The organism is Nitrospina gracilis 3/211 (genome assembly GCF_000341545.2).
GTDB classification, from domain to species: domain Bacteria; phylum Nitrospinota; class Nitrospinia; order Nitrospinales; family Nitrospinaceae; genus Nitrospina; species Nitrospina gracilis.
The window spans coordinates 1,154,962-1,172,858 of sequence record NZ_HG422173.1 but is presented as its reverse complement, the minus strand read 5'-3'; the positions used below and the strand labels follow the sequence as shown (position 1 = coordinate 1,172,858).

The following is a 17,897-nucleotide window of genomic DNA, read 5'->3' as shown; positions in this document are numbered from 1 at the left end:
TTCTCCGGCTTCCCCCTGCGCTTCCGCTTCCTGTTGCGCGATCTCCTCTTCACTGCCCGCCCCTTCCCCGCCACCAACTTCTTCCCTGACCCCCGCCGCCCTCCGCTTCCTGCCTTTGGACGCGGGCCTCGGCCTCCTCCATCTCCTTGTCTTCCTGCTTTTCGTCGGGAATGGAGGCATCTTCTGGTGTTGTGCGCTGGAGAAGGCTTTTCTTCAGAACCTCGGGGTCTTTCTTTTTCTCTTCGGGTTGGGCAGCCTCCGGTTGCAGCTCTTCTTTCATTTCTTCAGGAGATGCGGAGGGCGTTTCGCTGCGCTGTACCTGGGAATTAGATCCCACGGCCGGGTTCATGGAACGCACCGCCGGATCAGGCATGCGCATGACCGAGTCGGCCACGCGATCGGCTTCCTGTTCGTACTTGTCGGATACGGGGCCAACAGGAACGGCGTTGCCTCCGGCATCGCCTTTCAGGGCACGGTGCAGACTTTTTTTCTGTACCGCAGCAGCGGGGTTGTACTCGATAGAGGCGTTTTTCTTCGAGGAGGACGCGGTCGATTTTTTACGGACCGGGGCTTTCGTCGTTTCCATCACGCACCTTCCTTAAAAGAGTGCGTAAACGGAAGATCGGTCGAAGTACAAATAAGACCCGCAGGGAATGGATAAGGGAAGGAAGGAGCCAAGACTCGCCGGGTCCAGGACAAAAAAAAGAAGCGGGCCTTCAATAGCCCCGCTTCCAATATTGTCCTAATTCGCCACTGGGGACTCGAACCCCGGATCGCCGGCTCTTTAATTAATTCCGGATGACCCACCAAATTATCAACGTGGCAAAACGAATTATAGCAAACCATGACCGCCATTCAAGAAATATTGTTCGACTTGATGAAGTCCGGTGCGTTGATCACAGTGCTCGCACCTTCTGCCAGGTTGTACTCCGCCACCCACATGTTCCCCGACTCGGATTGCGGCAGGGCGAACACGCCGATGCCGGTCTGGCAGTGTTGCGTACGGTTCTGGCGCACCACCACCATACGGCCCAGGTAACCGTGAATCAGAACGCCCCAGTTGTGGTGAAACGGCTGCGATTTTGTTTTCTTGAACGTGGGGACCTTGATGCGGTTGTTCTCGATCGTCAGGTGACGGCAGTTGCCGACAAAAATCCCGGAGACGCCCACCGCCTGCTCCACCGGGCGGCGCAGGCTCATGACATTTCCTGAAATGTAAACAGTGCCGCTGTGGTAAACCCGGTTCGGGTTCATCTGGTTGGCGCTGGTGCCGACATGAATGCCTTCATTGACACCTTCCAGCGAATTGTTGTGAATGCGCACTTCTTCCGCATGATGCCCGGCGCAAACAATGCCTTGCACGGCAACCGCCGGATTGCTCTCTGTGCGCAAACGTTCCCACCATGCCTTGACCTCCGCGAACTTGTTCCGGTAAGCCGCATCGACGATCATCTTTTCCGCCTGCACGCGCAACGCGCCTTCCAGCTTGGATTCGGTTCTCTGCGCGAAAGGCACATCCTGCACCACCCGCTTCCAGACGTCGGTGGGCAACTCGGAATCAAAACGCACCTCCAGGCTTCCCACTTTCAATGTCACCTGGTAAGACGTGGTTTCCCTGGATTCCGCTGTCTCGACTTTCGTCTCTCCTGCCAGCATGTTGCGGCGCGCAGCTTTCATTGCCGGACCGTTGTACATGTCCATGGTGCCCTGTGCTTCGAAGATGGACCTCATGCGGTTAGACTGCGATTTGTAGGAAGGCAGTTTGTCCGGATTCTCAACAACATGGTTGATCTGCTCCTCTATGTAGGCCTCAAAGGACGCCTCATCCTTCATGTCTGCGTCCTTGGGTGGATTGTTTTTGAAGTAGGCGGTCCACTGATCTTCTGGAACCGAGGACTTCATGGTGATCTTATACGTCTTGCCGCCCTTGGTAATGTTAAACGTTTTTCGTCACCCTTGGAGGAACCGCTCACGCCGGTCTTGTCGATCTGAAAATTCGAGATCAACCGTTTCACCAGTTTATTCCGCCGCGCCTTGTTGTTCACCAGAGTATCGAAGGTGAGGTTTTTCGGTTTCGGGACCACACGCAGGACATTGTCTTCAACCATCGACCGCTTCATGTTGACCAGCAGGATGCCTTGTTGCAGGTGGCCCACGTTGAACTCGCATTCCCGAATACGCGCTCTAGCATTTTTCATTTGAGCTGCTGTTGCGGTATCATCCATGCGCACGGTGATTCCCGTCGCCTTGGTGCGCACACCCGCGGCGGTCTTGAATGAAACCCGCTCCGCCTGCACCGGGCCGCAGTTCAATGCATGTAGCAGGCCATTACGGCCGTGAAACCCCGTGGACAGCGTTTCACTTTCCAGATGCACGTCTTCGAGGACCACGCTCTTACATCCTTCAAACTCCCAAACCTTCTCGCCCTGACCCAAAACGATGCGGGTCCCCTTGCCCGCGCCGCTGATTTTGATGTGGCCCTTATTCTTCAACAATACCGGCTTGGAAATGCGAAATTCGCCGCTGCGGAGGCACAGGTTCACGTCAGTGATGGCAGGATCGTTTTGAACCTGGGTTTCGATCACCTGTGCGATGTCGCCATCGGCGGGATCGAGCGACAGGGTGACGCATCCCTGACGCCGCATGAGGCAAAGTGTGTTCAACGCGTCCTGCACCGTTTTATCTTCCTGCAACTCATGGCACAACTGGCTGTCGGTGGGGTCCATAGGCAGATGCCGGGCATTAAGCTGGCAGAGTAATGTCTCCAGCACCTTCGCCACATCCGTGGGCTCACCCGGATTTTCCGGTTTCCACTTGGGTTCGACCAGGTCCTCAAGGCAGGTCTTGAGACTGGGCTCCGCGCATTCCGGCAAGGTGAACGCAATATCCCCGGCTGTCAGATCGCGGATGCGTTCGCACAGGCGGTTGAGCGCCTGCTGCACCGTCTCCAGGTTTTCATCTCGCGTGAGCAGGCAGTTTTCGGTGTCGTCCAAATCCAGCGGCAGATGCGCCGCGTTCATATCGCAAAGCAGCGCGTCGAGCACATCCCGTACCGAGGCCTCGCGGCCGTTCAATCCCGGCCAGTCCGCACCCAATTCATTTTGCAGGAACGATTTCAGGTCCGGCGTCACTTCGTTGTCGTCGCATGCGGGGGTATAGCCGACATCCTGCGCATCGAGTTCGGACAGACGTGGAAAGGGGAACTTGCGCGGATGCTCGCCATCGGCACCGGGTCCGTTCCACACCGTGTCCTCGGTCACCACATTTCCATCCACGATTTTAGCGAGTTTCAAATAATGATGTCGTATTCCCTCCGGCTCCTGAGCGGGCAGGATGACATCGCCCGCCATGTGCACCCGCTCGCGCACCGGCGCGTACCAGAAATCCCCGGGGACAAAAACCGCATCGCGTTCCGTACCGCCTTCGTCCTGCACCCGCAATGCGACTTCGAGATCCAGAGCGCTGAGTCCGATCATCAGGGAGTCGTCCACATCCACGTGACCCGGTGCATCCTCGCCGCTTGTAGTGGAAAGCGGGGAGATGCGGTCGGCACCTTCTATCGTCCAGTTCTGTGACGGGTTGGATCGGCTGAGCGTGCAGTAGCCATCCCAGCGGCGGATCAGCGAGAACGGATCCTCCTCGCCTTCCGGCGCGCTGCCGTGTACCAACGGTCCGCGCAACGGATAATTATTGTTTCTCTGCAGAAACACGCCGAGATGTTTTTCGCTCGCGAACAACGCATCCGCGCCGCTGAAAAATTCGTACGTCCATTTCCCATAATCGAGGAACTCGGGCGGATAATCGGTGTCGGCTTCCTGCACTTCATACTGCTCCGCTCCGTTTTCGCTGGACCATTTGAGCGTCAGTTTCAGCAGTCGTCCCGCGCTGTTGTATTCGGCATCGTGCACCTCTACGCGGAACAGGTAGTTGCCGATTTCCATGCCCAGGTTGACCTCTTCCGCACACGGATCACAGGGGTCCGGCTCTGTCCGGCCCTGCCGCAGGATGAGCGACAGCGGTGCGTTGCCTTTTTGCGGAAGGGCGTCGATGTCATCACCGCTTTCCGCCCACTTGACCTGCGCCATGGTTTGCGTGCGCGTGCAGGTGTCCGCCCCCTGCAAGGCGGGATCGCGCAATTGATCATCTTCCAATGATGTGACTGTCCGGTCCCACACATCCACGTACAGCCAGTATTCGCCGGTAGCAGGGGGGGTGATCAACGCGTCGTTGTTGCCGGGTGGCAGGTCTGCCTGTTTGTCGAATTCAAACGACTCCGGCGGGGCTTCATCCTCCTCCACGCGTGGACGTACTTCCGCGGGAATGCCGTCCACAAATACACGGCCCCAGCGCAGGGAATTCACCTCGCGGTCTTTGTCCTTCAGTTCGATCATGCCGCGGTCTTTGGGCACTCCACTGCCTAGTACGTCGGTCAACGCCTGGTGCAGGCGTTCCTTCACCAGGTCGCTTAATTCGTTCCAGTCGGCATCAGTGAGCATGCGGCCCTGCTGTTGATACACCCCGGAATACCGGCTCGAAGGCACTCGCGAGTTTCGGGAAATCTGGGTCTTCATGATTCGGTCTCGTCTCCGTTGGTGTCGTCCGGCGGCACCACAAGCAGACGCGGATCGGGAACCAACGCCGCCTGCATTCCAACCGGAATGTAATCCTGCAACTTGTCCAGCATGGCCTGCCTCTGCCGGACAAGGAATTGATGATGGTACGCACCCATCTCTCCACCCTCCTCCGCACCTGTGGTGACGGTGTCGGACGTCGCTGGGTGTAAAACCCCGCATCCGCGCTCACCATAAGCACTGGAGAACAGGTGAACCGTGTCGCGGGTGTTCTTGAATGCGGTCACGCCGTTCATTGACTGTCCCGGTTGCAACCGGCTGAACCGGATGCAGTGTTTGCCGGGCACGGACGCTGCGGGAATTGCGAATTGAATGGATTGCATGAAAATGCAATCACTGGCCTGGAGCTTTCCAACCGATGCCGTTTTCAATACAGTGGAGTATTCCAATTGCACCAGCCCCTTGTCCGCGGTGATGCTTTCCAACAATCCGTCGCGGACGGTGAGCACGGGGTTCATGAAGTCTTCCCGTTCACCCGTTAATTCCTTCACCGTACAGCGTTCCATTTCAAGAAATCCGTTTTCGATGGTAAGTGCATCGAGAAATTGCAGACCGGAAAAACGGTACACGGAAGGCTCGGTCAGGGTGACCGCATCCTCCACCTGCCACACATCCGACTCAACGCCCTCCACTTCCTTTCGCGCGAATTCAATGACTTTATTACCTCTTTCGTAATACTCGGTGATTTCCAGAAAGTTTGCGTGGTCCGCCCATTTGAAGGACTGAACCGGCTTGTCGAAAAACCCCGCCGGCGGCGGATAATAAAACAACATTCGTTTGGGATGATAGTGCCCGCGTTTCCAATCGGGAGACCGCATGTCCACGGTACGTCGCGATACGTCTTCATAAGAATCGGCGTGACACGGTGCGCCGTGCAGGCTGACCGGACGCCACGCAACGGACTGATCGCTGAATTTACTCACCCGCGCGGCGGGGTTGTGCGCTTTCGTCTGCCTTCCACCCGATGGATGACGGAAGTCCACCGTCACCGCAGGCAATGCGGGATGACGGCTGATGACTTGCGGAAAGTTCTCGTAACGTTCTTCGTCCAAAGCGCTACTGTAACCGAGAGCGGTGGCGCGCAGGTGCGGTTTGTCGATGCGCGGGGTGGCGGCGACGCGCTTCCAGCCTTCGTGCAGTTCGACTTCCATTTGCCCGACCGCCTCGGCAAGCAATTCCGCAACCCGCAACGTGCCTTTGCGCTGACGCCAGCTCACCGCGTTGGCGACCTCTTCCCGCATACCGCGCGCATGCGGTGACACCAGCCTGACATCAAGTAGTTTCGCAAAGTAGGGAAGCAACCATTCCTGACACGCCAGGCGGTCGGCTTCCAGCGGATTGTCGGGAAACAAGTCGGCCAGGCGTTGTTCCAGCGTGTGCTGCACCTGGTCGAGCAGTTCGCCGCATGCGTCGAGATACAATCCTAGGTCGCCGTTGTACCGCTCCCGCCGTCCCTGATTCCGGTTGTGATCGCTGTTGTCGTTGGTGCGGTACACCGCAGGCAGAAGGTCGAACAGTCGCCGTCCATTTTCTTTTCGGGTTGTCGTGGTCATGCGAGGTAATCCTCCACGCGCAGGGTCAACAAGGTGCTCGTTCCTTCCATGTGCAATACTTGGTTGAGGGCGGGACGGATGACGCGGATGGATCCATCCGCCGCGCGCGCCACCTGCCGCACGGTGCTCGTTGCATCTTCCGCGTATACCGGTTCACCCATTTCGACAGTCGAGTTCTCCACCCCCTCCACCGCCTCCACGATCTGGAATACCGCGCTCCGGTAAAGAGGTTCTCCCAGACGGCGTTGCTTCAGAGTCAATGCCTGCTCCAGTGCGTTCCGCACCGACTTCATGACCTGGTCTTTGTCAAACTGGTCGGTTTTGACGCGCAGGGTGACGGTGAGTGGAAACAATACCGGCTCAAAGTGGCGCAACTCGATGCGCACCCCGGGCAGGGTGTGCGACTTGATGAACTCCGCAATATCACGCTCGACCTGCGGGGAGCGAATTCCATTTGCCGGGACCACCACCACTTCGACGGTTTCCTGCCGGCGGTATCCCGTGGTGCGGAACCACGCCCGCGCCTGCCATACACTGCTGTGACGCATGGCCAAATGCGAGAAATCGGTTTCCGACACCGCGCGTTCCAATGTCAGCACACTCGACGGCGCGTTGCTGCGGAGCGACTCGATGCTCTCACGTTCGTTGCCGCCGCTCGCCGCTTGGGGTTGTTGAACCTGCTTCAACGCGGGATGCGGTTTGACCGGCTTGACGACCGAGCCCGCCGCCTGGTTGCCGTTCGATCCCGTGCCCTGGCGAAACCGGACGCGCACGTTGTTGGTTCCGGTAGGCAGACGGCGTCCCTTGATGCCGTCGCCGAACCCGATCAATAAATGGCCGTCCTCGGTAGTGCGCACGCTGTAATGTGGATCTTCGGGATGAGAAGCGGTGAGCGTCGCCTGCTGTTGCCAACTTTGGTTGCCCACCTTCACCTCCACATCGGCCCGCACGCCGAAGGGATGCGTCGCGTCCGGAACAAAGGTCACATCAGTCACTTTCAATTCAAACTGCTGGTGCGTGACCGTGGCGTTGCCGCTGCCCAATACGCGTTCCGGTTTGGTTTCGCCGTGCGACCACACACCGACGTTGCCATGCACCTCGGTGCGTCCGACGGTGAACCCCGACGCGCCATCGACGGGAGGGTCGAGCGTGAGTTCGTAAAGAACGGGATCGACTTTTAAAATCGTGGCCGCGTGCACCACCGGACTCTGGTTTTCATCCCGCTCCATCTTCAACATCACCCGCCGTCCCTTGATCAGCAGTTCGGGAAACGAATCTGCCGTGCGCGCATCGAGCCGGATCGTTGCGCCGGAGACGGGATTGGGATTGGGTCCGTACCCCGTCGGCAGGATGACGCCACGGAACGGACCCCGCACGGCACGCAGGGGAGCCTGAGCCGGAAACGTGAGGCCGGAATGGTGCGCCGGGGTGAGGCGCAGGGTGAAGTGACCCGCCGCATCCTCTTTCTGTAGAACCTGCACGGGATAAAAACGCGGACCGCCACCACTGCCTTCATACTCCCCGATCAGCCAGTCGCCGATTTCAAAACCCTCTCCGTTGCCGTTGAACACAAACTCACCCGCAGATACGTTTTGAACCGTCCCTGCCGGGGAAGCGGAATCCATCACCACAAACAGTTCATCAATCCAGGAGAAGATTAGTTCGTAATACTGATCCCCTTCCTCGGATTCCACCAGCATGTCGGCCCAGGACTTATTAAACGTATCAAGTATGTGTTGGAGCGGTCGGTAAATTTTATTGGTATCGATGTAAAGCGCAATGCGATGACCTACCGGAAACCGGAGCTCCCCGTCGCGCTGGATCGACACGGCGTGGTACACCTCCTCACCTTCAACCGGAAAGAGATCTCCCGACAGGCGCACAGATTGCGCATCGGCGTCCAGCACCCTTGCAAACCGCCACTCACCGCCAGCTTCCCACGCCACCACGTCATCCACCGACAAACCGTGCCCCGAACCGAGACGCAGGACGCCGGGTCCGTTCAGCCACGCCGCACGGCGGAACTTCGGACGGATGTGGAGGACCGTTTCGGCGATCACCCAGTCGCGCCAGTCCTTCTGGTGGGCCACCGGTTGCAGTTCGACCGCCCGCGTAGTTTCATCTATCGAATCGACTCGAACCACAGCGGCGTAGAATGGCTGGGTGTTGGATACGATCAAAGCCCATTGGCCCGCCTCCACGTTCTGTGTTTTGTCCGCGATCCACACCGCCACCGGTTCGGCTGCAGCCAGACCCGCTCCGCCCAGTTCCGACAATGTGAGTGCGGCGAATACCGGTTCGTCGAGCGCGATCTGCACGCGGCGCAATTCCTCCTGCAATATCGCCACCGCATATTTCGACTGACCTGAAAGCTCCGCCAGGTCCGATTCCTTTGCGTTTACCAGATCGAGCAGTGTGCGAGTCAAAAGGGCCGACCACATTTCCGTATCCAGTTCAAACTGCGTCAGCATGCGCGCCTTGGTGATGAGTTCGCGAAAACGAATTTCATCGTTGTCCACTTCCATCTGCGCCAGCCGCTCCAGCGTCAATGGATACTGTTCGTTATTGGGATCGGGCTCGGGAAACTCCGCTGGAGGATACGCACGCTGTTTGAGCTCGTCGTAATACGCCGGCCCCATGCCCTGCACCGCATCCGCCCGCCGGTCCGAAAGGCGGGCCACTCCCGTAGTGCCGAGATCGCGGAAGGTGTCGATGGAGACGTCCCAGTCCTTCAGCTTCATCGCGTTCAAAACGGAATCGATTTCCAATGCTTCCGCGTTTTCGAAGATCACCATCGGATTGGTTTCGGTCGGCAGGTTCTTCACCTGGAATCCCGCAGGGACAACCCCGTTTTTGCCTTCCTTCGCAAGCAGGACCAGCGTGGTCTGTGCGGAGGCGGGCGGCGCCGGATGGTAATTCAGCAGGTTCACCAGCCGCCGGACGTTTTCCCATTGCGTCGCCGTTTGCAGGTACCCTTCGTTGGCATACGCGTCGATGTGCTCGGTCAACACGTGAACCGAACGCGCCAGCGCGCGGGTGACTTCCCATCCGTAATCCGGCCGCTGTTCGCGGTATTGCCGTATGGTTCGCTCCTGCCGATCCACAGAGGATTCGTTCTCCGGGATGGGCTGGCGGCGTGGCAGGAGGTCCCATCGGTACTCGTTCTCCTGTCCTTCCTGCGGAATGGTTTGCCGGTTGAGGTCCGGCCACTGGTCCTTTTCTCCTGCCGGATCGCGGAATCGTTGCCACAACTGTTCGCGCAGGGTTTCGAGAAACGTTATGGCGTTTCCGTCCACATAACGAAAGCGGCTGAGGCCCGCGCGGTTCCAGCGTGTGAGATCGTGACGCTCGCTCATCCCTTGCGCCCTCCATACAACTTCATCGTGTAATACCCACGTTCGGGATGCGCAGCGTCGTTATCGCATACGGCGATCTGCAATCCGGACAAAATGATGTGGCCGGAAGTGGACTGATCTGGAAAACCGCCGCCCACGCGCTTGAACCGGTTGAGGCAAACGTTCTCCACGCCTTCCACCTTCATCACCGCCTGTACCACGTCACTCGCGTGCAGGTCTTCCCCGAAACTCAAGCGGCCGGGACGGAATAATCCCTGCGGTCCGCGGCCCAGCGCCTGCTCGACGGCACGCCGCACCTCCGACTGGAAAAACTCCGGGCGCACGGTAATGGAAAACGCCATGCTGATTCCGATGGGCTGGATATCCTGCAGGATCACCTCCTGCCCGGCCATGCGGTAGGCCTCGACAAACCGGTGCAGGATCGTGCGCAGGGTGATGTCCGCCGCCGCTGCGCCAGGCAATCCATCGCGTGCGCGCTGGGTGTGAAAGCGTTCCACTTCGCGGCCGAGATCGGTGAACAACTCCTCACCCGGAGGACCGTACAGCAGGTCGCCGATGGAGTCGTCGAGCTGGCGGTTGTCCCAGCCGATGACCGCGACGTGAACCACGTTCCACGAGCCGCCCCACTGCGCCCACGCGTGCGCGCGAAGAACCAGCGGATGCGCTTCCAGCCGCACGGCATAGTCTTCCAGTGTCACCATGCGGTGTTGCGTGTGCAGTGAGGGCGGACCCGCCTGCCGGGCCCACTCCATCAACTGCGGCCGCTCGCGCCAACTTCTCTCAAGGTTTCGCGTTTTGGCCAACTCGATTTCCTGTGGCGCCATTCCGGTCGTGTCCTGCGGCTCCAGCTTGTCCCATGCCAGCGCCACCGCGTCGTAACCGATGAGTTTCAACAGGCGGCGCACCGACTCCGGCCTGCGCGCCGTCTCGAGATAGCCTTCGAGCGTGATTCGGTCGAGCGTGTCGGACAACTGGTCGAGCGTGGCCGCGAGCACTTCGACGATCACCACTTCCATGTCGGCGGGAGTCCAGCGCGAACGATCCGGAAAGCGCGCCGCGAGTTCCTCCATCATGAACATGCGGAAACCGTCGTAGTCGCGCACCGCCCAGTCGAAGTCATCGCCCAACGGCGGCAACGGGTCCGGGAGATCCGCCTCACGCCGGGCGCAGTCCGGGCACCCTTTTTCAAATTTCAGTTCGGATTGTGGAGTATCGGCCATGACCTGTCCTAAAAACTGACTTCGAATTCCTGCCGTTCTTCATGCCGTACCGCCGTCAGCGTGTAGCTGATGACGATGACGAGTTCGCTGCCCGCGCCGTTTCGCGGTTGCACTTCGATGTTGAGACTGCGCGGATCGACCTCGCCGCGCAACGCTTCCGTCAACGAGTGCGTGAGGCGCTTGCGGCTGAGCTCGCGCAGGGCAGAGTTGTTCGGTTCGAACACCAGCGCGCGCAGTCCCGCACCGAACTCCGGACGGAAGACCCGTTCGCCGGGATCGGTGTACAACACCTGCTCGACCTGCTCGCGCACGTGACGGATGCGGTCACTGACCTCGACGCCGGATTCGCCGACGCGGAAGGGAAACTTCATATAAGGCGTGTCGCCCATGAATGCCATAATCGCCTCACGTCGTCGTGCTGGTGGTGGATAAAGAACTCATTTCTCCCTGAGGAATGGGAGGTCCCGAAGGCCCCACCCCTGTGGGATGCATGTGCGTCGCAAACAATGAAAGAAACGTTTGGCCCTTGATCAAAGGTTCACCGCCCTGCCCTCCCAGCATCACCTGCGTGCCTTTCACCACCACCTGCTGGCCCTCGACGGTGATGCCGGATGCGGCCATCTCGATCTTGTTGCCGTTGGCGTCTTCGACCACGGTGCCGCCACTGTCCATGGTGAGCGTGTTGCCGTTCGCGTCCTCCAGTTTCATACTGTTGTTTTCCGCGTCGAGAGTGATCACGTTCTCCGCCGCATCAGTAAAGGTGATTGATCCCTGCGGGTCGATGATCCATTCCGCTTCGCTGGGATGAAACAGGCGGAAGCGTTCTTCCCCTTCCTCATCATCGAATTGCAGGACGTGACCCGACGGTGTTTTGAACACACGCGTGGTCGGCTCCGACGGTTCCGCCGCTTCTTCCGGAATGTGTTCCGGCTGTTGCCAGAAGGTTCCGGTCCAGATCGGATTCGACAGTTCTCCTTCCTCAAATTCAACCCAAACCTGGGCGCCCACTTCCGGCATCGCAAACCAACCCTGGTTCTGCAAGCCGCCGAACGGAAGGCACGGCAACGCCCAGCCGGTGACGGCCTCGCCTAAAGCCGAAGGTACGGTGAGGCGCAGGCGGCCGCGCTTTTCGGGATCGTTGTTGTCATTCACGAACCCGCGATACTTGCCGTAATACTTGTTCTGGATCTGCTTCGTGAGATCGACCAGGCTCTGTTCCATTTATCCGGTTTCCTCTTCAGATCACAATACGCCCAGCAGGGTGTCCACGCTGGATTCCAGGTTGTCGCCGTAGGCGTTGCGCATCAACGTGAACGCCTGCCGGTATCCTTCGTGATTGAACACATGCCGCACCGTGTCCACGTAATAGGTGCCGTTGTATTTTTCGCCGACGCCGTCGATGCCCACCGGACGGCCGACGCGCAGAACGCGTCCGTACAGACTGCCGTCGAGTTCGCCTTCGGCGGTGACTTTCATCGAACGCTCGTTGGCTTTGCGTTGGGCGAGAGTGCGCATTTCCTCCGGTGTTTTGCCACCCTGCCCTTCCATCACCCAGACGAAGTCCGGCCCCTGCCCGACACTGCGCGCCGGTTCCAGTCCAAGAAGATGGAGGTCCGGCTCCACCACTTCGCGTTCGGTCTGGTCGCTGTCCTCCGCCGCCTTGTCGAACGCCACCATGTCCGGCTTGTGCCCGTCGTCCTGAATGGAAAATCGATAGCAGTGCGTGTCGGCTCCCGCGTACACCATCACCGTTTTCTGCGGATCGGATTCCAGCCTCATGGGCCCGAAGTACACCTCTCCGTTTTCGAAGATCAATTCGTAGCCGTTGGCCTCTGCGCGGTCGTGCAGGAATCCCGCATCGGTCTTGTCCTGCAGGACGACGAGGCCGTCGAGTCCCATGCCACTTTCCATGTGCATGGCGAGACCCGGATAACCGCGCACGATTTCATCGACGATCAACCCGTCCGCCGTAGGTTGTTCCGCGCCCCACTCCTTGCGCACCTGCGTGCGGTCGAGAAAGATGGAGTCGTCCTGGCATTCCAGCTTGACGGTGGTCGTCGCCGCGTCTTCCGGGTAATCCGCCTTGACCTCGCGAACGTAACCGCGCATGACTTCCTCCTCGTGCTCCCCGAAAGCGACTTCAATCCAGATGCGTTGCCACGTGAAAATCTCCGGCGAATCCTGCACCACCCACTTGCCGAATTCGTCGCGGCGCGTATCGAAAGTGAGCGTGGCGACAAACGGTTTGTCGCGGCTCGTCTCCACCACCACTTCTTTCAGAAACGGATACAGGTCTTCAATGGGTGTCCGGCCTTCCCCCACTTTCACAATGCATTCCGCCGGACTTCGAAAATCCTGTTCCAGCCAATCGAGCAACATGCGTCACTCCCTCGCGCGGGGAATGAGGATGACGCGCCCCTTGCCGATGTCTCCGGACAAATTCTGCGAGAACAGCACTTCCGGGTTGGCATCGACGATGCGGTACCAGAGACGGTCATCGTTGTAATAATGCCGCGCCAGCAAATCCAGCCGGTCGCCTTCCTGAATCACGTGCTCGATGACGCCGGGCACGGAACCTATGGCGCGCGGGCGGTACCCCTGAAACACCTGCTGTCCGGTTTCATCGGGAACAAACGCTTTCGCCTTCAGGTAGCGCGAGTTTTTGAGAAACATCAGAACAACCCTCCGATGGCGGAAGACACCGTGCGCGCTGTGTTGAGTCCCGCCCCGATCACTTGCCGCACTTTTTCCGCTTCGTAAAACGGGTTGTTGCCCTCGATGACCTGGAAACTCAACGTCGCCTGTGCGCGGTACGGAACGAGGTTCGGCAGATGCGCTTTTTCATCCACTTTCACGCTGGTCAGAAACACCGGCAGGACATGGGTGCCCCATATGAAGAGCAGAACCGAGGCGCTGGAGTTGCGTTGAAACGCACGGCCGCCGCCATGCCCCAGGCTGGCCAGCACCTGCAGGCCGCCGGGTCCCTGCGCTTTCGGTTCCACCATGGTTCTCAGGGTGTCGAGTTCCGGTGCGATGCCGAACGCCTTCGCAATCGGTTCGTCGTCGTTCATGCGGTCGGTGGCGTCGAGCAGGATGTCGATGGAAAACTCCTCCGCCTTCACCTCCACCCCCTGCGACACACGCGGTGTTTCGGTGGGCGTGGCGAAGTCGTAACCGCCCGCCGTGCCGGGGGCGGTCTGTTCTTTCAACGTCACCGCGCGGGTCCGCGACAACGATTCCGGGTTGAAATCGAATACCAGCGTCAGAGGCGGAACGCTCAATGCATATTCCACCAAAATGCCCCGCGTGACGTTGTACATAGCGACTCCTTAAATGATTGCGTTCAATTCAAAACTCACCGCAGTTGGCGGTACACCGCATCGGCAATGCGCACCGCCAGTGCCGCTTCGCTTTCGCCGGGAACGGTTTGGATCGGCGGCACCGCCACCCGTTCCACATGGATGGGCCGGTCCCACACATACGTGCCCAGCCGGTCCACCACACGCCGCGCCAGACCCTGCGCGCGGTGTTCGTACCCGGAGGGAAGCATGAGGCGCATCTGTCCAATATGAATATTGCGCTTCCCCGGTTCCTTCATTCCCCACCTCCGTGACCATTGCCGTTTCCGTTTCCCTGCGTTGAAGCGGCCAGCACAGCATTCGACTCGGGAAGGTACGACGCGAGCACACCAAGATCCGAGCGGGATCTCGGCGAGGCGTCTTTTGCCATCTCGCGCCACACACCGAGCGCAACGTGGCGAAGTTCGATCGCGCCTCCCTCTTCGGCCGCCAGACACGCGGCGTACAATGCGGCGTTGCGAATGCCACCGCCGGTCAGGTTCACCGCCTGTCCGAGGAATTGCGGATCGACATCTTCGCGCCGTGGCGCATGCGGCGGCAGTAACCGTTTCCACAACTGCACACGCGCTTCCTTGTCCGGCCGTGGAAACCCGACAACCACGTGAAACCGCCGCACGAACGCAGTGTCCAGATGCTCGTGCAGGTTGGTGGTGAGAATGCACGGTCCGCGGTGTTCCTCAATGCGCGCTAGCAGATGACTCACTTCCATATTGGCGTACCGGTCGCGCGCGTCCTTCACCTCGCCACGCTTGCCGAACAGGCTGTCCGCTTCATCGAACTGCAACACCATCGGGCGTCCATGAGCCGCGTCGAACAATTGGTTCAGATTCTTTTCCGTCTCGCCGATGTATTTGCTCACCAGTTTGCCGAGATCGATGCGGTACAAGGGCCAACCCAACTCGTGCGCGATAACGGAAGCTGCCAGCGTCTTGCCCGTTCCCGACGGACCGGAGAACAACGCCACCGGACCGCCGCCCATGCGTCCGCCCCACTCTCCCTCCACCGTTTCGCGGTGACGCAACCACATCAGGAACTCACGCAGATGCGTTACCTGATGGGCAGGCAGAACGAGGTCGGTCCACGTTGCCTGCTGCCGCACCGCAATCGCGCCCGGTGGCGGAGGTGGCGGCAATTGCAGACTGAGAAGCTTTGCAGTGAGCCCGGGGGCGGGCTTGACGGGAGAATAGGGATCGTCCCCTTCGACACGGATCAACCCTTCGCGCCGCAGGACGCCGTCCACACTCAATGCCATGTGGAACATCGGGATTTCATCGTGATCGAGCACCAGCAGCTCGTGAAGCAGGGCTGGCGTGGGATACGGCTGCGACACGCCGGGTTGCAGCTCCATGTACTGCCAGCCGAGGCGCGGATGTAACTCCGCCGCCGCCACGCAGGCGAGCACATCGTGCTCGAGTTCACTCAATTCCACCGCGCCAAGTTGATTCCAATAAGGATTTGCTCCTCGCCCTGCGTGCACACGTGCACTGAGCGCTGTAAGTCGATTGAGCAGTTCGCGGTCGAAGTCCTGTCCCTGCCTGGAAGATTTCAATCCCTGCACCAACAGTTCGATGCGTTCCCATTCGTCAGCGAGAGTCGCCACGTCGATTGCGTTTTCCATAGAATCCGTCTGCGTTTCCATCACATCAACCTGCGGCTTCATAAATGCTGATCAATAACGGTTGACTGCGCACGGTGAGCACCGCGCCATCGGACGGGCGCGTGTACTGCCGCTCCGCATACACGGCCGCCTGCCCGCGAACTTTGGACGAAAATTCCGGCGTATTGGTAACCGGACCGCCTTCCGGATCGAACGGCAGGGCGAACGCTACGAGGTCACCCCCATCCGGCGGGTTGTCGGGATCGATTCCCGTCGTCGCCGGTTGCACGTCCTGCGATGTCCCCTTGCGCCGCCAGCCCGACGTGGGGTCCCACACTTCCCACTGCAACGAAACGGTCTCCGTCGTGTCGCCCGCAACCCAGATATCCGGGGTGAAGTTTTTGAGCGCGTCGCTGTCGGCTTCGAAGCTTAGACTTTCCACGCAACGCGGTTGCGATTCTGCTCCAAGTACAAAACACAAGCGCGGCGCCCAATCGAGTTGGTTTGTATCCACCTCACCACCACGCGCGCCCCAGGTGGCAGATCCCGGCGCGGAGGGCATATCGCCCGTGCCACCGACGCCCGGCGTGACCACGGTACGGAAGTCGCCGGTCATCTGTTTGCCGGGACTCCGTTTGGAGGGCACAATGGGACCGAGCGCCATTTCGTAACCTATGGTCGGGCGCAGGCTGACTTCACTTTGTGTTGCCCACACATGATTCAGGTCTTCGTTGGTCAGGGGTTGGTAGATGGTTTGCAGGCGTACCGACTCGCCATTCACGTTGACCGTCTCCAGAACCGGCGTTTCGTGAAACAACCGCATGACGTGACCGATGAGGCGCAGTTCGAATTCCCCTGCGGAGACACCGTCGCCATTCACGTTCGACTCGGTGACGCCGAACGCGGTGACCAGGCAGTGCAGACGAATCCACCACGGCTCGTCCGGTTGCAGGTCGCTTTGAAAGCCGGACGGCTCGAACCGATGGAAAAACAGGTTCACGCGGTTTTTGTCTCCTTTCATCGCTTCCGCCGGCGCACCCATCACCACCTCGACGTTGTCGTCGAGGTCTTTCAAGCCGGTGTTGACAAATTCCAGGACCGACTTACAGAGGATGGACAACGAAGACGGAACTTCCATGACTCACACCCTCCTCAAGTACAGACGGCTCGACCAATTGCTGGAGGGCGCGGTGGGTTGCGGTTTCGCCCCTTTTTGCGGAGCCTGCACGACGATGTCGATTTGCCCGATGCGAATGTTGGTCTCCGGCACGCGAGCGGGTTCGGTGCGCGGAAAAGGTGGAGTGAACGAGTCCGCAGGAGGCATCGGCTGTTCATAGTTGTATGCAGACGCTTCCGGAACGGGCTCTTTTGGGTCGCGCACGACTTTTTCTTTCTCACCGCGGGTTGAGTCTGGTCCGACCTTCTGGACATTTTTCGAAGGAGCTTCTTCCGACTTCACTGGTTCATTTAAAATTTCTTTGTAGGAATACGGCAAAGCCGATTCCCTGCTTTCAGGCGGCTCGTCCCCTGCCTCAGGAGTTAAATCCGAAACGGGCTTTTCAATCGAAAGGGGTTCCCCGCTTTCAGGATCGCTTGGCTGCCGTTTGTTTTGATGAGATTCAGGCGATTCTCCGACAAACTCCGGTTTACCTGGTATTCCGGGCGGAACCTTCCCGTCCTGCGCATCGGAAACCGGATTGGAATCCCCCGGCAAGGATGCTTCATCGTGCGAGCCGGAGGAATCCGGGATCGATGCAGGTGGCGCCTCCTCCTGAGAGCGGAAGGGAGGATCGAGCGCAGGGAGCGGCTCATTCGCAAAAGTTGCGCCCTCATTGGGTTCGAGCCATTTCACTTTATTCTCTTCGCGACTCGGTTCTACACTCGATTCGACCCCGCCCGCATTCACTTCATGAACTGTTTCCTGCGTTGCCTTCAAAGAATGTTTTGGAATTTCATCACCGGAAGGCGTGGGTGTAGGGGGTGCCGTGGACTCGTTCGATGGACGGGTGACTTCAACTGCATCACGCACCTGCGCGCGCACGGGGGATTCCTGAACTTCACCTTTGGGCAATGCATCCGAAACTTCGCCCGGTGGCATTGACTGCGGACGCACACCATCCTGTTTCCGAGTCGAACGGCTGTCGCGTATGATTTCAGAAAAGTAACCCATCGTCGTTTTCA

At 59.3% G+C, this 17,897-nt stretch carries 15 protein-coding genes; all 15 read right to left on the bottom strand.

The features are described 5' to 3' along the window. Window positions 1-49 precede the first annotated feature (49 nt). Window positions 50-586: a hypothetical protein gene (locus TX82_RS16195; RefSeq protein WP_005007918.1), complete on the bottom strand. Its 537-nt coding sequence runs from the start codon at window positions 584-586 to the stop codon at window positions 50-52. Between the two features lie 269 nt (window positions 587-855). Next, window positions 856-1,902, bottom strand: coding sequence for a right-handed parallel beta-helix repeat-containing protein (locus TX82_RS05605; RefSeq protein WP_005007917.1), 1,047 nt, complete (start codon window positions 1,900-1,902; stop codon window positions 856-858). Continuing rightward, the gene (locus TX82_RS15090; protein ID WP_005007916.1) at window positions 1,899-4,571 is read right to left on the bottom strand and encodes a DUF6519 domain-containing protein; all 2,673 of its coding nucleotides are present in this window, start codon (window positions 4,569-4,571) and stop codon (window positions 1,899-1,901) included. The genes TX82_RS05605 and TX82_RS15090 overlap by 4 nt, the downstream gene beginning before the upstream one ends. Next, window positions 4,568-6,184 carry a phage tail protein gene (locus tag TX82_RS05595; RefSeq protein ID WP_005007914.1) on the bottom strand — a complete coding sequence of 539 codons (1,617 nt, stop codon included), beginning with the start codon at window positions 6,182-6,184 and terminating at the stop codon, window positions 4,568-4,570. The genes TX82_RS15090 and TX82_RS05595 overlap by 4 nt, the downstream gene beginning before the upstream one ends. Further along, a complete protein-coding gene (locus TX82_RS05590; RefSeq protein ID WP_005007913.1) occupies window positions 6,181-9,540 on the bottom strand; it encodes a baseplate J/gp47 family protein in 3,360 nt (1,119 codons plus the stop codon). The genes TX82_RS05595 and TX82_RS05590 overlap by 4 nt, the downstream gene beginning before the upstream one ends. Further along, a complete protein-coding gene (locus TX82_RS05585) occupies window positions 9,537-10,760 on the bottom strand; it encodes a baseplate J/gp47 family protein (RefSeq protein WP_005007912.1) in 1,224 nt (407 codons plus the stop codon). The genes TX82_RS05590 and TX82_RS05585 overlap by 4 nt, the downstream gene beginning before the upstream one ends. Before the next feature lie 8 nt (window positions 10,761-10,768). Next, window positions 10,769-11,158, bottom strand: a complete 390-nt coding sequence (locus TX82_RS05580) for a GPW/gp25 family protein (protein WP_005007911.1) — start codon at window positions 11,156-11,158, stop codon at window positions 10,769-10,771. Between the two features lie 7 nt (window positions 11,159-11,165). Continuing rightward, window positions 11,166-11,981 carry a phage baseplate assembly protein V gene (locus TX82_RS05575; protein WP_005007910.1) on the bottom strand — a complete coding sequence of 272 codons (816 nt, stop codon included), beginning with the start codon at window positions 11,979-11,981 and terminating at the stop codon, window positions 11,166-11,168. 21 nt (window positions 11,982-12,002) lie between these two features. Continuing rightward, window positions 12,003-13,139 carry a phage late control D family protein gene (locus TX82_RS05570; RefSeq protein WP_005007908.1) on the bottom strand — a complete coding sequence of 379 codons (1,137 nt, stop codon included), beginning with the start codon at window positions 13,137-13,139 and terminating at the stop codon, window positions 12,003-12,005. A gap of 3 nt (window positions 13,140-13,142) precedes the next feature. Beyond that, window positions 13,143-13,433, bottom strand: coding sequence for a hypothetical protein (locus tag TX82_RS05565; protein WP_005007907.1), 291 nt, complete (start codon window positions 13,431-13,433; stop codon window positions 13,143-13,145). Continuing rightward, window positions 13,433-14,080 carry a CIS tube protein gene (locus tag TX82_RS05560; RefSeq protein WP_005007905.1) on the bottom strand — a complete coding sequence of 216 codons (648 nt, stop codon included), beginning with the start codon at window positions 14,078-14,080 and terminating at the stop codon, window positions 13,433-13,435. Before TX82_RS05560 ends, TX82_RS05565 begins: the two co-directional genes overlap by 1 nt. A 35-nt stretch (window positions 14,081-14,115) precedes the next feature. Beyond that, window positions 14,116-14,358, bottom strand: coding sequence for a hypothetical protein (locus TX82_RS05555; protein WP_005007903.1), 243 nt, complete (start codon window positions 14,356-14,358; stop codon window positions 14,116-14,118). After that, window positions 14,355-15,779, bottom strand: coding sequence for an ATP-binding protein (locus tag TX82_RS05550; protein ID WP_222822972.1), 1,425 nt, complete (start codon window positions 15,777-15,779; stop codon window positions 14,355-14,357). Before TX82_RS05550 ends, TX82_RS05555 begins: the two co-directional genes overlap by 4 nt. Continuing rightward, window positions 15,763-16,854 carry a Pvc16 family protein gene (locus tag TX82_RS05545; protein WP_005007897.1) on the bottom strand — a complete coding sequence of 364 codons (1,092 nt, stop codon included), beginning with the start codon at window positions 16,852-16,854 and terminating at the stop codon, window positions 15,763-15,765. Before TX82_RS05545 ends, TX82_RS05550 begins: the two co-directional genes overlap by 17 nt. 3 nt (window positions 16,855-16,857) lie before the next feature. Continuing rightward, window positions 16,858-17,886: a hypothetical protein gene (locus TX82_RS05540; protein ID WP_005007895.1), complete on the bottom strand. Its 1,029-nt coding sequence runs from the start codon at window positions 17,884-17,886 to the stop codon at window positions 16,858-16,860. Window positions 17,887-17,897: the final 11 nt, after the last annotated feature.

Coding starts and splice junctions, on each gene's coding strand:
- TX82_RS16195 (WP_005007918.1), bottom strand. CDS start 586: ATGGAAACGACGAAAGCCCCGGTCCGTAAAAAATCGACCGCGTCCTCC.
- TX82_RS05570 (WP_005007908.1), bottom strand. CDS start 13,139: ATGTTGCTCGATTGGCTGGAACAGGATTTTCGAAGTCCGGCGGAATGC.
- TX82_RS05565 (WP_005007907.1), bottom strand. CDS start 13,433: ATGTTTCTCAAAAACTCGCGCTACCTGAAGGCGAAAGCGTTTGTTCCC.
- TX82_RS05545 (WP_005007897.1), bottom strand. CDS start 16,854: ATGGAAGTTCCGTCTTCGTTGTCCATCCTCTGTAAGTCGGTCCTGGAA.
- TX82_RS05590 (WP_005007913.1), bottom strand. CDS start 9,540: ATGAGCGAGCGTCACGATCTCACACGCTGGAACCGCGCGGGCCTCAGC.
- TX82_RS05560 (WP_005007905.1), bottom strand. CDS start 14,080: ATGTACAACGTCACGCGGGGCATTTTGGTGGAATATGCATTGAGCGTT.
- TX82_RS05540 (WP_005007895.1), bottom strand. CDS start 17,886: ATGGGTTACTTTTCTGAAATCATACGCGACAGCCGTTCGACTCGGAAA.
- TX82_RS05555 (WP_005007903.1), bottom strand. CDS start 14,358: ATGAAGGAACCGGGGAAGCGCAATATTCATATTGGACAGATGCGCCTC.
- TX82_RS05580 (WP_005007911.1), bottom strand. CDS start 11,158: ATGGCATTCATGGGCGACACGCCTTATATGAAGTTTCCCTTCCGCGTC.
- TX82_RS05595 (WP_005007914.1), bottom strand. CDS start 6,184: ATGACCACGACAACCCGAAAAGAAAATGGACGGCGACTGTTCGACCTT.
- TX82_RS05605 (WP_005007917.1), bottom strand. CDS start 1,902: ATGAAGTCCTCGGTTCCAGAAGATCAGTGGACCGCCTACTTCAAAAAC.
- TX82_RS05585 (WP_005007912.1), bottom strand. CDS start 10,760: ATGGCCGATACTCCACAATCCGAACTGAAATTTGAAAAAGGGTGCCCG.
- TX82_RS05575 (WP_005007910.1), bottom strand. CDS start 11,981: ATGGAACAGAGCCTGGTCGATCTCACGAAGCAGATCCAGAACAAGTAT.
- TX82_RS15090 (WP_005007916.1), bottom strand. CDS start 4,571: ATGAAGACCCAGATTTCCCGAAACTCGCGAGTGCCTTCGAGCCGGTAT.
- TX82_RS05550 (WP_222822972.1), bottom strand. CDS start 15,779: ATGAAGCCGCAGGTTGATGTGATGGAAACGCAGACGGATTCTATGGAA.